Annotated in this window: 22 protein-coding genes; 2 read left to right on the top strand and 20 right to left on the bottom strand. The window is 38.1% G+C overall.

Translation table 11 applies throughout. The annotated features are described in order from the left end of the window. Positions 1–14: 14 nt before the first annotated feature. Both EHQ43_RS11060 and EHQ43_RS11055 read left to right on the top strand, forming a co-directional pair. Positions 15–1,265 carry an LA_2490 family SGNH/GDSL-type esterase gene (locus tag EHQ43_RS11060; RefSeq protein WP_135771234.1) on the top strand — a complete coding sequence of 417 codons (1,251 nt, stop codon included), beginning with the start codon at positions 15–17 and terminating at the stop codon, positions 1,263–1,265. Continuing rightward, positions 1,255–2,685 carry an MBOAT family O-acyltransferase gene (locus EHQ43_RS11055; protein WP_135771233.1) on the top strand — a complete coding sequence of 477 codons (1,431 nt, stop codon included), beginning with the start codon at positions 1,255–1,257 and terminating at the stop codon, positions 2,683–2,685. Before EHQ43_RS11060 ends, EHQ43_RS11055 begins: the two co-directional genes overlap by 11 nt. A 148-nt stretch (positions 2,686–2,833) precedes the next feature. Here the strand turns inward: EHQ43_RS11055 and EHQ43_RS11050 are convergent, their stop codons facing one another. The 20 genes from EHQ43_RS11050 to EHQ43_RS10955 form a co-directional block, all read right to left on the bottom strand. Beyond that, the gene (locus EHQ43_RS11050; RefSeq protein ID WP_135742976.1) at positions 2,834–3,424 is read right to left on the bottom strand and encodes a LemA family protein; all 591 of its coding nucleotides are present in this window, start codon (positions 3,422–3,424) and stop codon (positions 2,834–2,836) included. A gap of 54 nt (positions 3,425–3,478) precedes the next feature. Further along, positions 3,479–4,636 (bottom strand): DUF1343 domain-containing protein, encoded by a 1,158-nt coding sequence (locus EHQ43_RS11045; protein ID WP_135771232.1) that lies wholly within the window; start codon positions 4,634–4,636, stop codon positions 3,479–3,481. After that, the gene (locus tag EHQ43_RS11040) at positions 4,633–5,526 is read right to left on the bottom strand and encodes a prephenate dehydrogenase (protein WP_135771231.1); all 894 of its coding nucleotides are present in this window, start codon (positions 5,524–5,526) and stop codon (positions 4,633–4,635) included. The genes EHQ43_RS11045 and EHQ43_RS11040 overlap by 4 nt, the downstream gene beginning before the upstream one ends. After that, entirely contained in the window at positions 5,523–6,614 is a 1,092-nt protein-coding gene (pheA, locus tag EHQ43_RS11035) for a prephenate dehydratase (RefSeq protein WP_135771230.1), read from the bottom strand. The genes EHQ43_RS11040 and pheA overlap by 4 nt, the downstream gene beginning before the upstream one ends. Beyond that, entirely contained in the window at positions 6,607–7,245 is a 639-nt protein-coding gene (gene scpB, locus EHQ43_RS11030) for an SMC-Scp complex subunit ScpB (protein WP_135771229.1), read from the bottom strand. Before scpB ends, pheA begins: the two co-directional genes overlap by 8 nt. Positions 7,246–7,251: 6 nt before the next feature. Further along, on the bottom strand, positions 7,252–7,995 hold the full coding sequence (locus EHQ43_RS11025; protein ID WP_135742971.1) for a segregation and condensation protein A: 744 nt from the start codon (positions 7,993–7,995) through the stop codon (positions 7,252–7,254). 3 nt (positions 7,996–7,998) lie between these two features. Then, on the bottom strand, positions 7,999–8,361 hold the full coding sequence (locus EHQ43_RS11020; protein WP_002975323.1) for a response regulator: 363 nt from the start codon (positions 8,359–8,361) through the stop codon (positions 7,999–8,001). Position 8,362: 1 nt separating this feature from the next. Continuing rightward, positions 8,363–9,421 carry a protein-glutamate methylesterase/protein-glutamine glutaminase gene (locus tag EHQ43_RS11015; RefSeq protein WP_135752984.1) on the bottom strand — a complete coding sequence of 353 codons (1,059 nt, stop codon included), beginning with the start codon at positions 9,419–9,421 and terminating at the stop codon, positions 8,363–8,365. Further along, positions 9,418–12,636, bottom strand: a complete 3,219-nt coding sequence (locus tag EHQ43_RS11010; RefSeq protein ID WP_135771228.1) for a chemotaxis protein CheW — start codon at positions 12,634–12,636, stop codon at positions 9,418–9,420. The genes EHQ43_RS11015 and EHQ43_RS11010 overlap by 4 nt, the downstream gene beginning before the upstream one ends. An 18-nt stretch (positions 12,637–12,654) precedes the next feature. Continuing rightward, positions 12,655–13,158, bottom strand: coding sequence for a chemotaxis protein CheW (locus EHQ43_RS11005; protein WP_135742968.1), 504 nt, complete (start codon positions 13,156–13,158; stop codon positions 12,655–12,657). A gap of 36 nt (positions 13,159–13,194) precedes the next feature. Next, a complete protein-coding gene (locus tag EHQ43_RS11000) occupies positions 13,195–13,779 on the bottom strand; it encodes a 5-formyltetrahydrofolate cyclo-ligase (protein ID WP_135771227.1) in 585 nt (194 codons plus the stop codon). Then, the gene (locus tag EHQ43_RS10995; RefSeq protein ID WP_135742966.1) at positions 13,776–14,093 is read right to left on the bottom strand and encodes a cell division protein ZapA; all 318 of its coding nucleotides are present in this window, start codon (positions 14,091–14,093) and stop codon (positions 13,776–13,778) included. The genes EHQ43_RS11000 and EHQ43_RS10995 overlap by 4 nt, the downstream gene beginning before the upstream one ends. 5 nt (positions 14,094–14,098) lie before the next feature. Then, the gene (locus EHQ43_RS10990) at positions 14,099–14,746 is read right to left on the bottom strand and encodes a hypothetical protein (RefSeq protein WP_135742965.1); all 648 of its coding nucleotides are present in this window, start codon (positions 14,744–14,746) and stop codon (positions 14,099–14,101) included. A gap of 57 nt (positions 14,747–14,803) precedes the next feature. Beyond that, positions 14,804–15,157: a 50S ribosomal protein L20 gene (gene rplT / locus EHQ43_RS10985; RefSeq protein WP_002975326.1), complete on the bottom strand. Its 354-nt coding sequence runs from the start codon at positions 15,155–15,157 to the stop codon at positions 14,804–14,806. A 3-nt stretch (positions 15,158–15,160) separates the two neighbouring features. Next, the gene (gene rpmI / locus EHQ43_RS10980; protein ID WP_002988170.1) at positions 15,161–15,361 is read right to left on the bottom strand and encodes a 50S ribosomal protein L35; all 201 of its coding nucleotides are present in this window, start codon (positions 15,359–15,361) and stop codon (positions 15,161–15,163) included. A gap of 7 nt (positions 15,362–15,368) precedes the next feature. Beyond that, a complete protein-coding gene (infC, locus tag EHQ43_RS10975; protein WP_012389351.1) occupies positions 15,369–15,932 on the bottom strand; it encodes a translation initiation factor IF-3 in 564 nt (187 codons plus the stop codon). A gap of 89 nt (positions 15,933–16,021) precedes the next feature. Beyond that, entirely contained in the window at positions 16,022–16,909 is an 888-nt protein-coding gene (locus EHQ43_RS10970; protein ID WP_208731019.1) for a hypothetical protein, read from the bottom strand. Positions 16,910–16,954: 45 nt separating this feature from the next. Further along, the gene (gene thrS / locus EHQ43_RS10965; RefSeq protein WP_135743086.1) at positions 16,955–18,871 is read right to left on the bottom strand and encodes a threonine--tRNA ligase; all 1,917 of its coding nucleotides are present in this window, start codon (positions 18,869–18,871) and stop codon (positions 16,955–16,957) included. 49 nt (positions 18,872–18,920) lie between these two features. Then, on the bottom strand, positions 18,921–19,514 hold the full coding sequence (locus EHQ43_RS10960; protein WP_135752988.1) for a TetR/AcrR family transcriptional regulator: 594 nt from the start codon (positions 19,512–19,514) through the stop codon (positions 18,921–18,923). Beyond that, positions 19,499–20,389, bottom strand: coding sequence for an alpha/beta fold hydrolase (locus tag EHQ43_RS10955; RefSeq protein WP_135771226.1), 891 nt, complete (start codon positions 20,387–20,389; stop codon positions 19,499–19,501). Before EHQ43_RS10955 ends, EHQ43_RS10960 begins: the two co-directional genes overlap by 16 nt. Positions 20,390–20,649 lie beyond the last annotated feature (260 nt).

Raw genomic sequence — 20,649 nt, 5'->3', positions numbered from 1 at the left:
AAGTTTAGAGGGATATGGTCCAAAACTGGAAACGATGGGGAGCCATTGTCCTATTTTTCCCGTTCGTTATTTTAACTCTGGAAGGAATCTTCCGACTTGCCAATCCACCGGCTCTCCGTTATTACCGCGATGTAAAACTTCTCCATGCCTACCATCCTGATTATGGTGTCACACTTGCTCCAAACGAAAGTCGCTATGTTCGACATTATGCAGACCTTTGGCAGGGTCAATTCACAACCAATTCCTTAGGTCTTCGCGGACTAAAAGAGCCAAACCCAGAAAAACCAAAACTGGTTTGTTTGGGCGATAGCCTTGTGATGGGATTTGGTGTATCGGATGAGGATACATTTTGTTCTCAACTTGATGGTTATGAAGAAGATGGTATCATCTACCAAAGTTTGAATTTTGGAGTAGATGCATACGGATCTCTTGGTTCATACAAACGCCTCAAAGATTTGTCAGGAAAAATTGACAAAATCCAAAAAGTTTTATTTTTTATCTCACCGAATGACTTTACTATGCCCGAAGAATTACGGGCACAAGGAATTTTACCCGATGATGAAAATGATGCTCTCCATGAACATGATTTAGAATGGAAAAACAAGTTTCGCATCCAATTTGAACTCACAAGAATTTTGTATCTTTTACAAGCTTTAAAACTCGCATTCGAACAAACGAAAGTTAAGTATGCTCAAACTAAATACACTATCGCTTTGGATTCTAAACAGATCGCCGAAACACCGTTAACGTATTTAAAAGAGGCTTTTTTTGTACCTGTTAAAAATGCAAAATGTGAAGACAAAGAAAACTTTATTTGCCCAACACCGATTCCCAATTTACAAATCCAATGTTCTGATTCACAAATAAACATAAATGACTTAGAACCCCTACCGGAAACCACTACACGAGCATATGATCTCATGATCCAATTTGCAAAGGAAAAAGGTTATGAGTTTATTCCTGTGATTTTGCCCATGCAGATTGAAGAAGTGTATTGTCGCCAATTAGGAAAATTTAATGCCCTAGGTAATTATGCTTTGAGAGCAAAAAAGTATCTGGAATCCAAATCTGTCAAAACCATAGAGATTTTACCTTACACTGACAAGATGTGTGGTCGTGAATTTATTATTCATGGAAAAACCAAAAAAGCCGGGATTCAAGATTATTATATCCCAGGTGATGGTCACCTAACAAAATTAGGAAATTTATGGGCAGCAGAATCCATTCGTTCCGCTTTAAAGGAAAACAGATCAAATGCTTTTTAATTCAGTCCATTATTTAATTTTTGCACCAGTCGTTATTTTTATTTATTTTCTGATCCCAAAACGATTTCAGGGACTCTGGTTATTTATTGTTAGTTTATATTTTTATGCAATCTTTAGAATTCCATTTCTCATCTTACTTGTCTTTTCTTTTGTCATCACAAAACTATCTGTTGATTACATGGAGGAAACAGACTCCAAATCCAAAAAGATCTTTTGGTTGAATGTTGCAGTGTGGAGCAATTTAAGTTTATTGTTTGTCTTTAAATATTTGGATTTTTCTATCACAGTTTGGAACCAAACTTTTTCTTTCACTGCTTGTGATCCGGATTTTATACAAAAATCTGGAATCTTATTACCAATGGGGATTAGTTTTTTCACCTTACAAGCCGTATCTTATGCTGTGGATGTTTACAAAGGGGTGGTTGTAAGAGCAAAATCTATTTTCCACTTTGGCCTTTTTTTATCTTTTTTTCCACAACTTGTGGCAGGTCCAATCTTACGAGCCAGTGATGTATTACATCAATTTTTAGAATCCAAAGACTTCACGAAAGATAATCTGAAACAAGGTTTGAAACAACTCTTTTGGGGAATCTTTAAAAAAACTTTTATCGCCGATCCTGTTTCTTACGTGATTGATCCGATTTATGCAAGTCCGACGGAATACAACTGGATCGCAATGTGGATAGCTGCCTTTTTATTTGCCGTTCAAATTTATTGTGATTTTTCCGGGTATTCAGATATTGCGATTGGAACAGCAAGAATCCTTGGCTTCCATATTCCCAAAAACTTTGATCGACCTTTTCTATCGGGAACCCTCAGTGAACTTTGGAGGCGGTGGCATATATCCTTTAGTTCTTGGTTAAGAGATTATGTGTACATCACTCTTGGCGGAAACAGGAGGGGCGAAATTTTAGCTTATGTGAATTTATTCATCACAACCTTCGTTTCAGGAATTTGGCATGGTGCCGATTGGACATTTGTATTTTGGGGAACCCTTCATTCAACGATGATGGTGGTTGAAAAGTTTGTATTTAAATTTGAGACGATGCGAAATGTTTGGAACAAAGTACCTAGGTTTTTACAACCACTGTATCCTGTTGGAGTTTTTGTCCTTTCTTGTTTTTTCTTCCGGGCAAAAGCGACACCTGAAGTTCCTACTGGGATGGGTATCACAAACATCATGTTAGAAAGAGCTTTTACAGGTGCTGGTGGATTTTTTCCTCAAATGAACATCAGTTTGGTGATACTTGTTGGTTTCTTGTTTTTTGTAGATATTATGCAGGATAAAAAAGAAGACAGGTTTGCCTTCATTACTGACAATTTGTATTTCCTTGTCCCAGCTTGTATTTTACTGTATGTGACGTCCTTTATCATTTATAGTGTCACCTTATCCAGTCCATTTCTTTATTTTCAGTTCTAATAATTCAATGCAAACTGATGAATTCGAACTCCATAAGTAAGAGGAAATAAAAAAGGTATCGAAGGTGAAAACTTTCGATACCTTTTTTCTCATTTAACTCTTACAAATGAACAAACGAATGTAATAGAAATTCAATAGAGTTTAAAACTTAAAATTCAACTTTTGGAGCATTCTCAATCGTCTTTTGGTCTTCCACAGTAAAACTCGCCTTAGCTTCATAACCAAATGCTTTTGCAGTAAGGACTGCTGGGAACTGCCGAATGTAAACGTTGAACTCTTTTGTGGCTTTAATAAAACGATTCCTTGCCACTGTGATTCGATTTTCAGTTCCTTCCAATTGTGCCATCAGATCAGAAAAATGTTGGTCAGACTTTAGTTGCGGGTAATTCTCTTGGATCATGAGAAGTCTAGATAATGCTGATCCAAGTTGGCCTTGAGCTTGGTCAAATTGTTTTAAACTTTCGGGATTATTGATGAGTTCTGGAGTGGCTTGGATCGATCCAATTTTAGCTCTTGCGTCAGCAATTCCTTTCATAATATCTTTTTCTTGGTTTGCAAAACCTTTTACTGCTGAAACTAAATTGGGAACTAAATCAGCTCTTCTTTTGTATTGGTTGAGCACTTCTGCCCAAGAAGCAGTGACTTCTTCATCCAACTCTTGGATACGGTTATAGCCACAATTGGTAAAAAGCGTAGTCATTAGGGAAAATAGAATGATGGTTCGAAACAGTTTTGTCATGGTCATTATTTACCTAACCTTTAGTCGGTCTGCAACATCATTTTGTTAAAAAAATTAGTATCTGTAAGGTTTTATTGCTTTGGTCCAAAGTGATTCTTTGTTTTCCAAATACATTTCTAGATCAGATTCCGAATGTTTACCATACAGATAATCGAGTAAATAAGGATCACCCGCAAGTAACTCTATTGCTGGTCGATCGGATCGAAATTCATAAACTCCTTTTAAAAATTCAAATTGTTTCGGAAACAATTCACCCAACTGTTTTAAAAAATATAAAGTAAAATATAAAGAATGAAACTTTTTAGGTTTTGTTACCATAAGTTGGTAACCTTCACAGATGATCCCAACATATTTATGAAAAGTAGGCAAAAAACGCAAATTCCTTAAAAGAAAGGTTCCTTTCTGGTGGTTTGACAATCGTATGTCTAGTTCTTGTTTAGCTTCACCAAACAAGTATGGTGCACCAAAAGTTTCGAATGGTTTGGTTGTACCTCTTCCTTCCGAAAGATTGGTTCCTTCCAATAAACACATACCAGGATACACGAAACAAGTGTTTTGCGTCGGGATATTTGGTGATGGAGGAACCCATTCAAATGAAGGAATACGATTTGGATGGAAAACACCTACCGGGACAACGACTACATCCACATTTAAATGGAATGTATCGTTATAATAAGTAAGAAGTCCACCTGGAGTAAGACCGTGCCGATGTAGAACCGTTTTAACACCAACAAAGGATTGGTAGGATTCTAATAGTGGAGATCCTTCCACTTTTGTACCAATCGGATTTGGAGAATCAATTACTAAAAAAATAGGTGCTTTACCAGTTTCTTTTTTTAGTTTCGCAATTTGATCTAAAATATAATATGCAGTTGTTAAAAAAGTGTAATACCTAGAACCAACATCTTTTATATCAATGATCACTAAATCTAAATTTTGTAAACTTTCCTTAGGTGGAACCAAACTACTCTCTTCCTTTCCATACAAATTTACAATTTGCATATTACCAAAAAGGTATTTTAATTCGTCTCCACTCACTTGATCTTGTAATTCAGCAAACAATCCATGTTCAGGTAAAAAAATAGTTTTTAGATTAAAAATTTCTGAATAGGTTTGGAAATGGTATTTACCATTATAACCGAATGCACTTTGGTTAGTCAAAATTGCCGCCTGACAACCGCTTAACTTACTAATGTTTTTTAAAAATTTCATTTTGTTTTCTGAATGATTTCTTTTTGTTTCAGTGCTAAATCCCAAATGGAATGAATGCTGGATTCATCAAGATTAGTTTCTTCTTGAAATAGTTTACGAAATTCTTTAAGTTCTTTTATAAAATCATCAATAGAGTTTTTTAAAAATACTTTATTTTCCTCGAATATCGATGCCCACATCTCTGCATTAGAACCAGCGATCCTTGACATATCACGAAAACCTCCACCAGTAATTGGTTTCGTTATCGAAGATACTTGTTCCATCGTCGTTTTGTTTTTGCCAGCAACATTAACAAGGATCGTCGAAATCACATGTGGTAGATGAGAAACATAAGCCAAGGTTTCGTCATGTACATTTGCATCCATTGGAATCGTCCAAGACCCAATTGTTTCCCAAAATTTATTTACTGCTTCAAATGAAGTTTGGCTCGCAGCCTTTGGTTTGGTTAAGATACACAGTTTATCTTGGTAAAGATTTGGTATTGCTGCAAGGGGCCCTGTTTGTTCAGAACCACACATGGGATGTGCAGAAATATAGTTGTGCTCAAAATTTCCGAAATGTTGGTCCACTGCTGCAACAATAGATTGTTTGGTGGACCCTAAATCCATAAAAATTGTCGAACTTTTTTTTGGTAAACTAGGAATGAGTTTTAAAACTGACGTTACAGGTGTACTAAATACAACAAGATCATATTGATCCCAATCGATACTAAAAGTTTCATCGTTTAACAATACTTGGTCAGCTAATTTTTTTTGAATAATTGAGTTTTTACTTTTTTCTGACCGAACCACAGCAAATATTTTTGCATTGGGGAATTTTTCACGAATCGTTAATGATAGAGACCCTCCCATAAGCCCCATTCCATAAATGAGAACACGGTCTAGTTTCATGTGGGAAAGGATCCTGCAGTTGGATAAGAACCGAGGACTTTCAAAGCGGTACATTGTGATCTTATGGTTTCTAGGAGAGATTTGATCTTAGGATCTGATTTATGACCAATAAAATCGATGAAAAAATGATACTCCCATAAATTACGTTTTAATGGTCTTGATTCTATTTTGGTTAGGTTCACAGAAACATCATTAAAGGTTTTTAAAATTTGAAATAATGACCCTGTTTGGTTAGGAATAGAAAATACAATTGAAGTTTTGTCTTCATTCGTTTGAGGTGATTCTGTTTTTCCTATGACTAAAAACCGAGTTGTATTACCTGAATAATCTTCGATGCCCTCAGCTATGATACCTAAATTATAAATTTCGCCTGCAATTTTTGAAGCGATGGCAAGGCCATCTCTTCTTTCAGAAACTAGTTTTGCGGCCATCGCTGTAGAAGATGTGTCGACAACTTCCGCATTTGGTAAGTTAGCCGAAATCCAATTCCTACATTGTTCGTTTCCAATACGAATTCCATAAAGTTTTTTCACAGATGCTAAATCTGTTTCAAACCCTAGTAAAGAAAATGAAATCCTTTGGTATAACTCTGAATACACAATGAGATCTGTTTCTAAAAACATATCAAGAGTAGAACTCACTTGTCCTTCAGTCGAATTTTCCACTGGGACAACGCCATAATCTAATTTTTCTTCTTCTACCATACGAAATACATCAGGAATAGAAGTTTGTGGTACAGCTTCAATGGAAGTACCAAATTTTGAACGTAATGCTGAATGAGAAAAACTACCTTCTGGTCCTAAAAAACCGATCTTTAACGGATGTTCTAAGGCGATTGTACCTGACATCATTTCACGATAGATTGCGCGGATTACTGCAGAAGGAAGAGGACCTTCGGAAAGTTTTGTAACTTTTTCATAAACATCTTTTTCACGGTCAGGTCTATAAATCGGACCACCTGATTCTTTTTTTACACGACCAATTTCTTGTGCGAAACCTGCACGTTTTTGAATCAGATTGATAATTTGAGAATCGAGAGAATCGATATCAGCCCTGAGTTTTTTTAATTCTTCTTCTGCATTACTCATTGATTTTCTCTTCTTTTAATTCTTCAGGTAGAGAATCTAAATCAAAGTCCGGATTCATTTCTGTCTCATCTGTCACAACAATAGAATCTAGTGAAAACTCTTCAAATTTGAGCTCTTTCACTTCCACTGGAGTAGGAAGGTCAGTGAGTTTACTCAATCCAAAATGTAATAAAAATTCGTTTGTAGTACCATATAAAGTTGGTCGACCTGGAACTTCTTTTTGTCCAACTGCTTTGACTAATTTTTTGGACATAAGGCTTGCAACCATTGCCCTAGAAGATACACCACGAATTTCATCTAACTCTGTTAAGGTGATTGGTTGTTTGTATGCAATGATCGCGAGGGTATCGAGAGTCCCTCTAGAGAGAGTTTCCCTTTTTTTATCTTTAAATATATGAGATAAGATTTCGCTGTATTTTTGATTGGTAATGAATTGGTATCCACCAGCGATTTCTCTTAGCAAAAAACCACCTTCTCTTTCTTGGTAATCCAAAATCAATTCATCTAAAAGTTCTCGAGCTTCGGTTTTTTCGATTCCACAAGACTTAGCAAGGGCAGATAATTTGATTGGATCCGAAGACAAAAAGAGAAGTGCCTCAAGAAGGCCCTTTGTATAGTTTCTTTCTTCCAAGTTGATCTAAACCTTGACTATTTTGATTTCTCCGAAAACTGCGTGTTGGACCACTTTGCAAACTCGGATTTTAACAACTTCTAATACAGCAAGGAAGGCTGCGACGATTTCTTTTTTTTCTGGTTTGTCATTTTCAAACAAATCCAAAAAGTGAATTTCGCCAGATTTTTCCAATAAATTCTGCAAGTAGGCCATTTTATCTTCTACCGAATATTGGGAAACCCCTTCGTAGATAGGGATTTGTTCCTCTTCCTCATTGGAACTCTCCTGTTCCAAAATGGAATTGAAGGCAGAAATCAAATCAACAAGGCTCACATCGAGCCATACTTCCGTTTCATCTAAAACTTGGTTGGTTTCTCTCGTGAACATTCCTGCGGTCAATCTGTCCAGTTCAGCGAGGCGTTGCCCAGCCATTTGGAATTTTTTGTGTTCCAAAAGTTTATCCACAAGTTCTTTCGGTAGGGGCGGATCGTAATCTTCCTCTTCAAAACCTGGGTCAGGGAGTAATGCCTTAGATTTTAAGTACACCAAATGTGACGCCATCACAGCAAACTCAGAGGTAAGCTCAATGGACAAGGATTGACTCGTTCTCAAAAATTGAATGAAATCAGATGTGATACGCGAAAGGGAGACTTCAAAAATATCAACCTTATAACTATCAATCAGAGACCATAAAACCGTCAAAGGTCCTTCAGTCAATCCACCGTCCTGGTTTTGCCACCGGACGATAAACTCCGGGGTTTGAGACACGACTTATAAACCTAATGCTTTAGCGGCTGCTTGTTGCAATCTCTCCGGTGGAAATGGTTTCACAACGAAATCTTTCACACCCATTTTGATGGCCTTTGCTAAAAGGTCTTCTTGTCCAAGTGCTGTCACCATAATGATCTTTGCAGAAGCATCAAATTTTATGATTTCTTTTGTGGCTTCAATTCCATCTTTTTCACGCATGGTAATGTCCATGGTGACCAAATCTGGTTTGAGGTTTTTATACTGTTCAACCGCAATGTTACCATTTTCTGCTTCACCAACGATTTCGTGACCTGCTCCAACTAACGCATCTTTAACGAGCGTTCTCATGAATTTTGCATCATCTACAACCAAAATTCTTGCCATTTTAATTCCCTCTCGACTTTAATAATTCTATCATTTTTGGTACTAATTCTTCAACAGGGAGAACAAAATCGATCCCCCCAAGTTCTACCGCAACGCGGTTCATCCCATACACTACAGAAGTTGCTTCATTCTGTGCCAAAGTAATACCACCTTTCGCGTGTATGTTGGATATTGCCTGAGATCCATCTTTTCCCATCCCAGTCATAATCATAGACAAAAGATGATCTGCTCCATATGACTCTATTAAACTATCAAATAATACCTCGATGGAAGGCCTATGGCCATTGACTTGTTCGCTATGGGTAAGTTCTATGAAATGATCTTTACCTTTCGCAACTACCTTCATTTGGTAATCTCCAGGAGCAATGTATGCCGTACCCGAATGCACCAAATCGCCATGTTCTGCTTCTTTCACTTGTATTTTTGACAAAGAATTCAATCTGTCAGCAAAAGCTTTCGTGAATCCTGCTGGCATATGTTGCACAACAAAAATCGGCTTTGGAAAATCAGCTGGTATCCCTGCAAAAACGGTTTGTAACGCTTTTGGTCCTCCAGTGGAGGTACCAATTCCGATAGCATCTACTTGGATTGGTTTTTGAAAACTTTTATTTATTTGGCGTTCCGGTCGGGAAACCGTTTCAAAACTAAGTTGTTTGGAATCTGAAAATCCTTTGATTTTTAAAGATAATACAGCCGCAATGTCTTCTGGTGAAAATTGATTCCCACTTGATGGTTTTGGAATAAAATCCACTGCCCCAAGTTCGAGTGCCTTAAAAGTAGCATCTGCGCCATGTTGGGTGAGAACGGACAACATGATGACATGACTTGGGAGTTTTTTCTTTTTGATTTCAGCAAGTGCCGTTAACCCATCCATAATCGGCATTTCGATATCTAAAACAATAAAATCAGGTTTTAGTTTTTCAGCGAGATCAATGCAGTCCATGCCTGTTTTGCCTGTGGCAATGACAGATACTTCCTCTTTTTTAGTGAGTGCATCACTTAAAATATTTCTCACAAGTAGTGAGTCATCAATGATCACGACCGTCGGTTTTTTGTTCATGATTTATGGATTAACTCAACTAACTCGTCAAAATCAGGCAAAAATACTAAAACACCAATTAGGTTGCTCCCTTGGTGGTTGAATTCTGTATGCATTGACAAAAATTTGGTTCGTTCTGGTTTCACAATATCCACAACTTCCATAAAACTTCCTGTGATCATCTCAGGCACAGAAGGCAAAATTTCTTTTTTTAATTTATTTGAAAGTGAATTCATCACACTCGAACAAACAATATTCGAAATTTCGGATAAAACAGACATCATATCATCAGATAACTTATGATTATTTCCATCAGCATATTTTGCTTCTTCCGATCCCAAAAGTTCTTTTGCAATTTCAGATCCATTTTCTTCTGAAAACATCATCAAAAGATTTCCGTTTAAATCCCCGGTCATTCGGATTTTCATTCCAAAAAATTGGTCCATGGAATAACGGAATTCTTTTGCCAAACCATCTCGATCAGTTAACTTAATTTCAGGAATAAATAATTCTACTTCCTTACCAACTAACTGCGATAATACAACACCAGCATTCATCATTCCAGTGTTCACAATATTTTCCAATTTTTTAATATCTTTGGAAGACATGATTTCATTGATTGCATCAGTGCTTAGTGCAGAAACTTGGTTAAGGCGTTCTTCCTTTTGTTCCACAAATCCTTTGATGATTTCGGCGGCTTGTTCCCTTTCGGTTAACTTAACGTTGTCAATTTTTGCAACATCTGCAAGTCGATGAATTTCATCTGTTTTATGATCGAGAACAAGAGTAGAAGTTGCGGAATCAGAAGTTTGTGAATGCCCATCAGAGTGTCCATTTACAGTTGTTTCTTTTTTGGATACTTCTGTAGTTACTTTTTGATTGGTTACAGCTTCTTCTGTAAACACTTCTTCTTTTGGAACGATGATATGCCTTTCGATTTTATGTTTATCTTTTTTGGTACGTGACTTGTCTTTTGCACGTAATTCTATGAGTTGAGCATTGTAACGATTGGTTGGATGATTGGATTTGAAAATATATTCTGAATCAGACATTTCAAGAGAACGAATCGTTGAAGAACGTTTCATCATCTCACCTGACACAAGTTTGTCTGTCCAGTCTATTTTATCCGCAGCAATTTCCACAAGCCCAGGGATATCTAATACCAAAATAATGGTTCCATCTCCCATGATGGTAGCTCCAGTTAAACCCTGTACATCTTGGAAGTTTTTGCCAAGAGATTTGATCACTGTTTCATGTTTTCCGATGAGGTCATCTACCATAAATCCAAGTTTACGCGTTTTATAGTTTACGATGACAACAGGAACTTCCACCATTTCTTGTTTGTCAGCAAGTCCCAAAATACGATTCAATCTGTAAATTGGTAAAACTTCTCCCCGTAAGTTGATGATCTCATGCCCTTCAAGCGTTGTGATTTGGTCTAAGTTAACCTTAATCGTTTCAGATACTTCTGATAATGGGAAGGCATACACTTCTTCTTCCATGATCACAAGGATGGAAGGAATGATGGCAAGGGCTTGCGGGAATGATAGGGTAAATGATGAACCTTTTCCTTCTTCCGAATGGATAATAATTTTTCCTTTGAACTCTTCAATGAGTTTGTTCACAACATTCATCCCAACACCACGGCCTGAGATATCGGAAATTTTATCTGCTGTAGAAAAACCCGGTGCAAAGATAAATTGAAAGATATCAGATTCTGAAAGATTTTGGGAATCAGCTTCTGTGACTAACCCACGTTCGATGGCTTTTTTCAAAATTTTACTTTTACTCAGACCTTTTCCATCATCGCGAATTTCCACAAGGATATTGGAACCACCTTGGTAGGCGTTGAGTTCCACCGTGCCCTCTTCTGACTTACCTGCAAGTTTTCGTTCTTCAGGGGATTCAATTCCATGGTCCACTGAATTTCGAATCAAATGAATGAGAGGTTCCCCAATCGCATCGATTACTTTTTTATCTAACTCCGTGTTTTCACCACGTAAAACTAAATTCACCTGTTTACCGGTTTCCAGTGAAAGATCACGAATGAGCCGTGTGAATCGATTGAACACAGATCCAATCGGAACCATACGGATGTTCATAATTCCAGTTTGTAAGTCTTTTGAAATACGATTGATCTGGTCGATTTTCCCTTTTAGTTCATTGAAAAGAGAATCTTCACCAAACTGAGATACTAAATCATCGTAGATCTTTTGGAATCCAGAGTTTGTGATGACAAGTTCACCAACATTATTCATAAGTTGGTCAAGTTTGTCAGAGGATACCTTTATTGTACGCATGACAACTTTAGAATCAGTGACTGCTTTTTCAAAATTGGCAGACCCTTTTGAAACTAACTTTTCTTCAGAATCAATTGCGTTCGGATTTGATTGAGTAGAGCTCACAACAGAAGATTCGGAACGTTTTTCGAGAGCTTCCATTTCTGTTTCAGGGATTTTAATGGATTGAATGGAAAGATTCTCAACCATATCAATGTTACACTGAGTATACAATTCGTCTTTGTTAAATTTAGTAACCGTGATAAAGGAAAGTGCATAACTCCCTTGTCCATTATCTAAAGCCTCTTCGGTTGGATCACATTTGATCACAACACCAGACTGAGTAACCGACTGCAAAATCAAAAGCAAACGAAGATTTTGCATAGGAGTTTCATTTTTCAATCGAAGGTCGACAGAGAAAACAGAAAGACCATCTTCTTCTCTGAGAGCCATTCTGATTTCGGCGATTTCTTCTTCTGTTAAATTGCCTAGAGAAGTTTGATTTGTATTTTGATTTGATGTATTATTTTGCGGTGCTTCTTTTGCTGCAGTCCCGGATCCACTTCCAGATACCGATACCTCATAATCCTGTAATTTTTGAATCATGTCGGTGAATGGAGTTTCAACCTTTACTCCATTGGCAACACCTTCAATCACTTGTTTGATCAAATCAAAACATTCAAACAGTAAATTAACAAGTTTTACATTTATTTCTAAACTGCCTTCTCTGATTTTCTGGAGAAGGTTTTCCATCGTATGTGCTAAGTCGGATAAATTGTACAATCCAACGAATGCGGAAGAACTTTTTAAGGAATGGGCCGCACGAAAGATATCATTGATGATTTCTGGGTTTTCATGATCTTTTTCAAGTTTTACCAAATTGGAATTGAGTTCTTCAATTTGGTCCTCGGATTCTTCCAGGAAAACTTCTGTGTATTCGCCTAAAATTCCAGCCAATGTCGTAACCCTTTTTCCTTACTTAGTGGATGAAACAAAATCTACAATTTGTTCCAAATCCAAATTCAAAATCAAATGATCCTCGTATCGAGAAACAGACTCTACCATCTTACTATAGTTTAACGACAAGTCATCTGTTGTATAACTGATAAAATCCTTTTGGATTTTCACGACTTGTTTGACTTCATCGACCAAAATACCAATTCGTTTTTCATCTAACATCACAACTACAATCCTTGAAATGGGATGGATATCAGAATCAATTGCGTGGAATCTTTTTTTAAGATCCACGATTGGGATGATCTCTCCACGAAGATTGATCACTCCTAAAATATAATCATCCACATTGGGAATTCGTGTGATGAGAACCGGTTTTAAAATTTCATGGACAAGTAATAAACGTATCCCAAAGAATTCCCTTTCGATGGTAAATGTAAGAAATTGTTCAAGGTCTCCCAAATCGGATTCTTGTTCCATTTTGGTCTTTTCCGCAAGGGATGTGAGAAGTTTTTCTTGGTCCATATTCTACCTGGAATCGTGTCAGAATCCTACGTGGATTCAATCGAAAAAAGAATGAATCTGAAATTCCGTAATCATTTTTCCGACTTTTATATCATGCCCTTCTGTTATGAATGGGACGGGAAAAAATTTAGAAAAACTAAATCCAATGGTTTTCTTTTGCACAGTTTCAGAAGATAAAATGCGATCATAATAACCACCCCCCCTACCGAGCCTTGTTCCATTTTGGTGGTAACCCAGTGCGGGAACGAGGATCAAATCGGCTTCGTCTACGGATATCTCCTCATCCCCTTTTGGCTCAAAAATTCCATGTGGGCCTTTTTCAAAAGAGAACGGACGTATGAAACGTAAGGTAAAATTTTCTCCTACTTTCGGGAAGTACCACTTAGCAGAATGACGGGCTTCCATAAAACTTGTGGGTTTTGGTAAAGGCGACGATTCCACAACAGGCAACACATCCACTTCAAATTGTAGATCGGGAACATAAGTGATGATCTTTGATTTGCCTTGTAATAATGGGAAAAGTCGTTTGAGAATGGCGACTTCCAAATCCTCACGTTCTGTGAGTTTGGCGATATTTGTTTTTAGAATTTGTCTAGCTTCGGATTTTGAAATTGGATTCAAAAATGATCCCCAATGATCCCTTCTTCCAGAAGTGAGATGATTTTTTTAGTTCTTTCTTCGAGTTCCGGATTTTCTTTTGCCTTGGCAGTCACATCTCGCATCTGGAACAATTCGTCTGCAAGATTTAAGGCACAAAGCACAGCAATTTTTGTTTTAGAAGCATTGGGCAATACTTTACCAAGCTCCAAAAGGCGATCTTCGACATAGTCAGCCACTTCAGAAATATACCCTGAAGAAGCTTCACCTACGATTGTATACGTCTCACCAAATATTTGTTTGGTTATTTTTTGTGATTTTGGGGCAGATTCTGCCATATCATTTATTTGGGATCGTCTTCAATGATGAGAAAATCATCGTCATCATCAGCATCAAATACACTGATCGCTTCATCCTCATCGTCAATAATGATATCATCATCCTCATCAATTTCCACTGTAGGGACTTCATCATCTGATTCTACAACGAGTTCTTCTTTTTCAAAAGAAGCGGAGGCTGGAGTTTTTTCTAAAACATCTTCCGCATGGAATTCTGATTCATCTTCATCGAGTAAAATAATTTCATCGTCATCTTCTGAAGTGAGGCTTGGTGTCGTAGCGACAGCAGCAGCCGCTAATGGAGCCGCTGGAACATCAGATTCTGATGGGGGCGTTTGAGTTGATTTCGGAGTGGAACTACCTGTCGTAGGAAGTCCGTCCAAACGTCCAAGCAGTTGGTGCACTTTGGATTCGAGTAAACTTTCTCTTTCTTTGAGTTGGTTTAATTCATCCGTCGCTTCTTGGAGCTGTGAACGCAACGTTTTGAGTTCGCGCTCTTTTTCCTCCATTGCGAGCTTCATTTGGTCATTTTCCGCGCGGAGGGATTCGTTCTCTGTCTCCAGGCGTGCGTTTTCTGTTCTTAGGTCCTGGATAAGCTCAAGGGCCTTAACAACTTTACTTTCTAGCTCTTCAATGGTTTCGATTTTTAACATGATAACAATCCGATGGAATAGAATAGACGAGCTATTCCATTCCTATCAAGCACTAATTTACTTAGCGACTTTGGTTTTTTCGACGATGGCGTTGAATACTTCTTTGTGGTTGTATGCAAGGTCAGCCAATGTCTTACGGTCTAAGTTGATTCCGTGAGTTTTGAGAGCGTGAATGAATTTTGAGTAAGACATTCCATTTTCTCTGACTGCGGCATTGATACGTGTGATCCAAAGTTTTCTAAATTCAGACTTTTTCTTTCTACGGTCACGGTATGCCCATTGACCCGCTTTCATCACAGCAGATTTAGCTGTTCTAAAAAGTTTTGAACGTCCGCCTCTAAAACCTTTCGCTTTAGCGAGAACTTTTTTTCTACGATTCTTATGGATGGTTCCGTTGACTGCGCGTGGCATCGTTTAACCTCCGTAAGGTAGAAGTTTTTCTACACGGTTGTAATCGGTTTCATGGATGAGGTGCATTCCACGGCTTTGGTGTTTCATCTTAGGAGATTTTTTCTCCAAGATATGTCTTCGGAAGGCGCAACCGCGTTTGATTTTACCTGATTTGGTAAACTTAAAACGTTTGGCTGCTGCCCTATTTGTCTTCAGCTTATACATAGTTGTTTTATCCTTTAGGTTTTTCACCAATTGGGTTCATCACGACCACTATCGTCTTTCCGTCGTGTACCGGCATTTTTTCGGGAGAGGCATGCTCTTTTAGGTCCTCGACAAACCGGTTAACAATATTCATTCCAATTTCAGAGTGAACCATCTCTCTGCCTCGGAATCGAAGTGTCACTTTTACTTTATCACCCTTTTGCAAGAATTCTAAAGCATGACGCTTCTTAATCTCGAAGTCATGGTTATCAATCCGCGGGCGGATTTTAATTTCTTTCACCGTGACAACGTGTTGTTTCTTTTTCGCTTCTTTCGTTTTTTTAAGAAGTTCGAATTTGTATTTTCCAAAATCGATCAGCTTACAGACATGAACATCTTGGTCTCCCGAGACTTCCACCAAATCAAGGTTAGCTTCCTTAGCTCTTCTTAGAGCTTCGTCCAGAGTAACGATGTCAGACCCTTCGTCAGAGACGAGTCGGATCGATGCTACATTGGTAATTTGTTCGTTAATTCTGATGTGGGCGAATTTATCTTGGTTTGGGTTCCCTCTAGGGTTGGGCCGTTTCTGCATTCAGTCTCCGAAATTTCTTTCAATTTCCAATTTCGGATGAAAAACGAGGCACGCAAGTACATTTCTTTGCAAATGCACAGGTTCGATGGCTAAAGCGTTCCGCTAGGCCCTTCCCAGACCACATATTCAATGGAAAGGGATTCCGAATCTAAAATTTCTGGCAAAATGGGGATAAGAGACAGATATTCCCCGTGATTTCCCATTCCCATACAAGAACCACCATGGCAAATCCGACCGAACTCATCATACAAAACATACTGGATCAGGTTGTCCCATTTGGTATCTTTCGAAACAGGGTCTGGTGTTTGGACAAGGGCAAGGTAATGGAACGACTGGTTTTCCCTTCTCTCCAAGCGAAAACGAAGTTTATTTTCCTTGGTTAGAGGTTCTGTTGCAAACAAAAGTTTCCCTTTGCCTGGATTCCATTTTTGGACACCATGGATTCCTACCACGTGACCTGCGCGTTTCCATTCTTTTTTGGATTCTTTTTTAATGAGTTTGTATTGGGTTGAGAGTATGTGTCCTTCATTCCTTATTTGCAGGACACACCCAGAGACAGTGATACGTACGGCCACTCTTGCGATTTCAGAAATTGGAAAAGGAAACCGACTCCAAAGTCCCGGCACATCGTATCGTTCCCAAGGTTGTATGCTGTGTTCGGAAGTTTGGCATGACAAAAGTCGATCGTTCTGATCATAGAAGGCTGCAACTACATAGAACGAGACAGGATTGTTTCCGATGTTTTGTCCGCCAGTGATGACAATGTTCGGACAATCGAATGTAACATCCCGACCCATCCCATCGACAAACTGCATTCGACTTACTTTCCAGCCAAGTGTTACACCTTCAGTAATGGGGAGACCCATCATGGGAATGGCATCATACGCATCACATACATCATACGGTGGGTGAATGGGTAAGTCCAGATAGAAAGTAACTGGCTCATTGATCGTATGATAAACTTGGCTCTTGGACACTGGTAGGAAACATATGTTCCGACCAGTGTTAGTCAAGAAATTTCTTTAGTTGAGTTCCCCTTTGAGAAGAGAGAGGAATCCATCTCGAGAAACCGTATCCGTTTTTTCTTCGCCCATACGACGGAACGATATACTCCCTGCTTCTTTCTCTTTATCACCAAGGATGAGCGTATAACTACTACGTTTTATGATGGAATCCCTAATCTTACTTCCGATCTTTTCATTCCGTACATCCAGTTCGACGCGGAATCCATGCATCACCAAATCCTGATATACTTCTTTTGCATAATCACTATGAGATTCTGCCACAGTTAAGACACGAATTTGTGTCGGATTGAGCCAAAGCGGAAATTTACCTTCAAAGTGTTCGATGAGAATTCCAATGAAACGTTCGAGAGAACCGTAGATAGCACGGTGGATCATGACGGGTGCATGTTTTTTTCCATCGGATGCAGTGAAGTCGAGTTCAAATCGGTTTGGCATGGAAAAGTCAATTTGCACTGTCCCACATTGCCATAACCTTCCCAATGAATCTTTGATATTGAATTCGATCTTTGGTCCGTAAAAAGCACCATCCCCTTCTTTGATCCCGTATTCGATCCCTTTTTTCTTTAAGGCATCGTGTAATGCTTGTGTGGCGAGGTTCCAATCTTCATCGCTACCTTGCGATTTTTCTGGCCTCGTAGCAATGAAGGTTTTGAATTCAGTGAATCCAAATTTTTTATACACATCAAATGTAAAATCGATGATGTCTTCTACTTCTGATTCTACTTTTTCCAATGGAGCATAAATATGAGCGTCGTCTTGAGTAAAAGCACGAACTCGAAAGAGTCCATGTAAAACTCCAGACATCTCATGCCTATGTACATTCCCAAGTTCCATAAAGCGAAGTGGAAGTTCTCTATAAGAGTGCATATGGTATTTGTAAATCAAACAACAACCAGGACAGTTCATGGGTTTTACCGCAAACTCACTTTCATCGATGTCAGTGAAGTACATGTTTTCTTTGAAATTATCCCAATGGCCTGATTTTTTCCAAAGCGAAGAATTTAAAATCGCAGGTGTTTTGATTTCTTGGTACCCACGTCTAAAACATTCTTCTCTGATGTAAGAAGCGAGTGTATTCCAAAGTACGGTTCCCTTTGGATGCCAAAAGGGGAAACCAGGAGCTTCATCTTGGAAACTAAACAGATCGAGTTCTTTCCCAAGTTTTCTGTGGTCCCTTTTTTTTGCTTCTTCGATGAGAAAAATATATTCATCTAACTGTTTCTTTGAGGGAAATGAAACTCCATAAATCCGAGTGAGTTGTTTGTTTTTAGAATCCCCTTTCCAATACGCACCTGAAATGGCAGTTAGTTTGAAAGCTTTGATTTGACCTGTGCGGGCAACATGTGGCCCACGACAAAGGTCATACCATTCCCCTTGTCCGTATAACGAAACCGATGCGGAATCAAACCCTTGGATGAGTTCTACTTTGTAAGGTTCGTTTTCTTGTTTGAATTTCTGAATGGCTTCTTCTTTGGAAAGTTCCCAACGTTTTACTGTTAGGTCTTCTTTCACAATTTTTCCCATTTCTGTTTCAATTTTGGGAAGGTCATCGACAGTGATGACGGTGTCTCCAAAATCGATGTCATAAAAGAAAAACCCAGGACCATTTTCTATGACAGGACCTACGGTGAGTCTCGCATGTGGCCATAACCTTTGGACCGCCATCCCTAGTAAGTGGGCTGACGAATGGTGGAATACATCCCTTCCTTCTTTTTCATCGAAGGTGAGAAATTTTACAGTGGTGTTTTCGGTCGGAACAAAAGATAAATCAACAGTTCGTCCATCGGACAAAACAACGGCAAGAGCTTTCTCTTTTAAGAAAGGCAGTTGGTTTTGGATAAAATCAGAAAATGACTTTCCTGATTCGAGTTCTTTGGAACTTCCATCGGGTAGTGTAATCGTAAGTGCTGCCATAAGTGTATTCCCAGGTTTTCGCACACACATTCTCCCGAAAAGTAAAGTTTTACCAGAGTTTTCCAGTTTCGAGAGATTCCGTTAATTTCTGAAAACTTTCATCAACAGATTCCTTTCTCCCAAATCCACCTTCCCGTTCTAGGTCGATGAATCCATGGACGAAAGAACGTATGATTCGAATCTTGTGAACGGTTTCATTGTCCAGATTGACTAAATGAAAAGCATCTAAACAAAGTTGTAAAATTCGATCACCATAACTTTTAATTTCGGGATCAAATTCGGTAGAGGCAATCACAAGAGGATACAAATGTGGATAATCTTTTGCAAATTTTCTATAGGTAATCAAAAATTTAGAAATCCGTTTGGACCTAACTTGATTTAGTTTTAACACTTCGTCTAATTTGTCACCTAATAACCGCAATGTCCTAATTTTCATTTCTCGAAATATATCTTCCATATCTGAAATATGATTGTATAAGGAAGGAGTTCTGATTCCTAAAGTTTCTGCAAGTGTTGACAATCTAAATTCTGAAAACCCAACTTTTTGAATCATATCCCAAGCAACGTCGAGTACCAAATGACGATTGATTTGGATTTGTCCTTTTTTCGGCCTTCCGATTTTATTTTTTATTTTTTTTGCCATAAAGATTGTATGTTTTGATAGAATCGGTTGGGTTCTTCTACAAAGGGATAATGCCCTCCGTTTTCATACAGAAAAACTGTCCCGCCAATTGTATCACGTATCCAATTTGCCTCTCGTTCTGGTGAATCAAAGTCTGGATCTTTGGCACCCATGATGATGATGTGGTTCCCTTTCGCATTATTTAACTCATCCTCACATTCTTTTTTGGAAGCAAATAACATCGATCGAATCGCGGCCATCCTTCCCTCTTGTTTTAAATTCTCTCTAAGTCTGTTCTTTCGTTCTTCTAAGTCTTTTGGAGGTTGGACAGGGAAAAGTGATTCATAAAATTTGACCCAAGCACTTGGCCCCCAAGGTCCGCGAAACATAATTTGTAAAATAGATTTCAAAACAAAGGACATAGGTTCATTGTCACGCACAAATGGACCGGAAAGAACAAGTCCCAACACTCGTTTTTTTTCTTTTGATTGGATGTAAACGGCAGATGCAGCCGTCATTGAATTTGCAATTATATAAACATCTTTTAAATTTTTTTCCCGAATAAATGCCAAAGTATCTAACGCAGTTTCTTTTGGACCATATGAATTAAAATTGATATCTGAATCACCTAACCCTCTTAGGTCGAAAACATATACATTTCCATCTTTTGAAAGTAAACTGGCCAATTCTGCATAACTTTCTTTTCTATCCCCAATTCCTGGGAGTAAGATAAAATTCTTTTTCCCACTACCTAGTTGGTAATACGCAATCTTACCTTCAGTCGTTTGGAAATAAGATGTAATTTGTTTTTGTGATTTGGGAATCTCATCGGCCCAAAGGAATAAAGGGAAAAAAATCGTAACTAAAAGCAGAATCATGTGGTAGTGTGATCTCATAAAATCTAATATAATTAGTTTTTTTAACTAATGCAATTAGTTTTTATAAAAATGGATAGAATTTTCACCCAAATTCGAAAGAAAATAAATAAAAAAAAGGATTTTTTGGTTGCAGCGAAAATAATTTTAAATTTAAACCGAGTGAAAAATAAAAGACTGCGAACAGCTCTAAATCAATTCTCTTCAGAGATCCGAATCCAATAGGTAGATTTCAAAAATAAATCTTGCGTTTCAAAAAATTTTGCTTTTAATGAAATTCA

Origin of the sequence: Leptospira bouyouniensis (assembly GCF_004769525.1) — a bacterium.
GTDB lineage: Bacteria > Spirochaetota > Leptospiria > Leptospirales > Leptospiraceae > Leptospira_A > Leptospira_A bouyouniensis.
The sequence above is the reverse complement of the archived record's forward strand: the minus strand, read 5'-3'. Positions and strand labels throughout refer to the sequence as shown.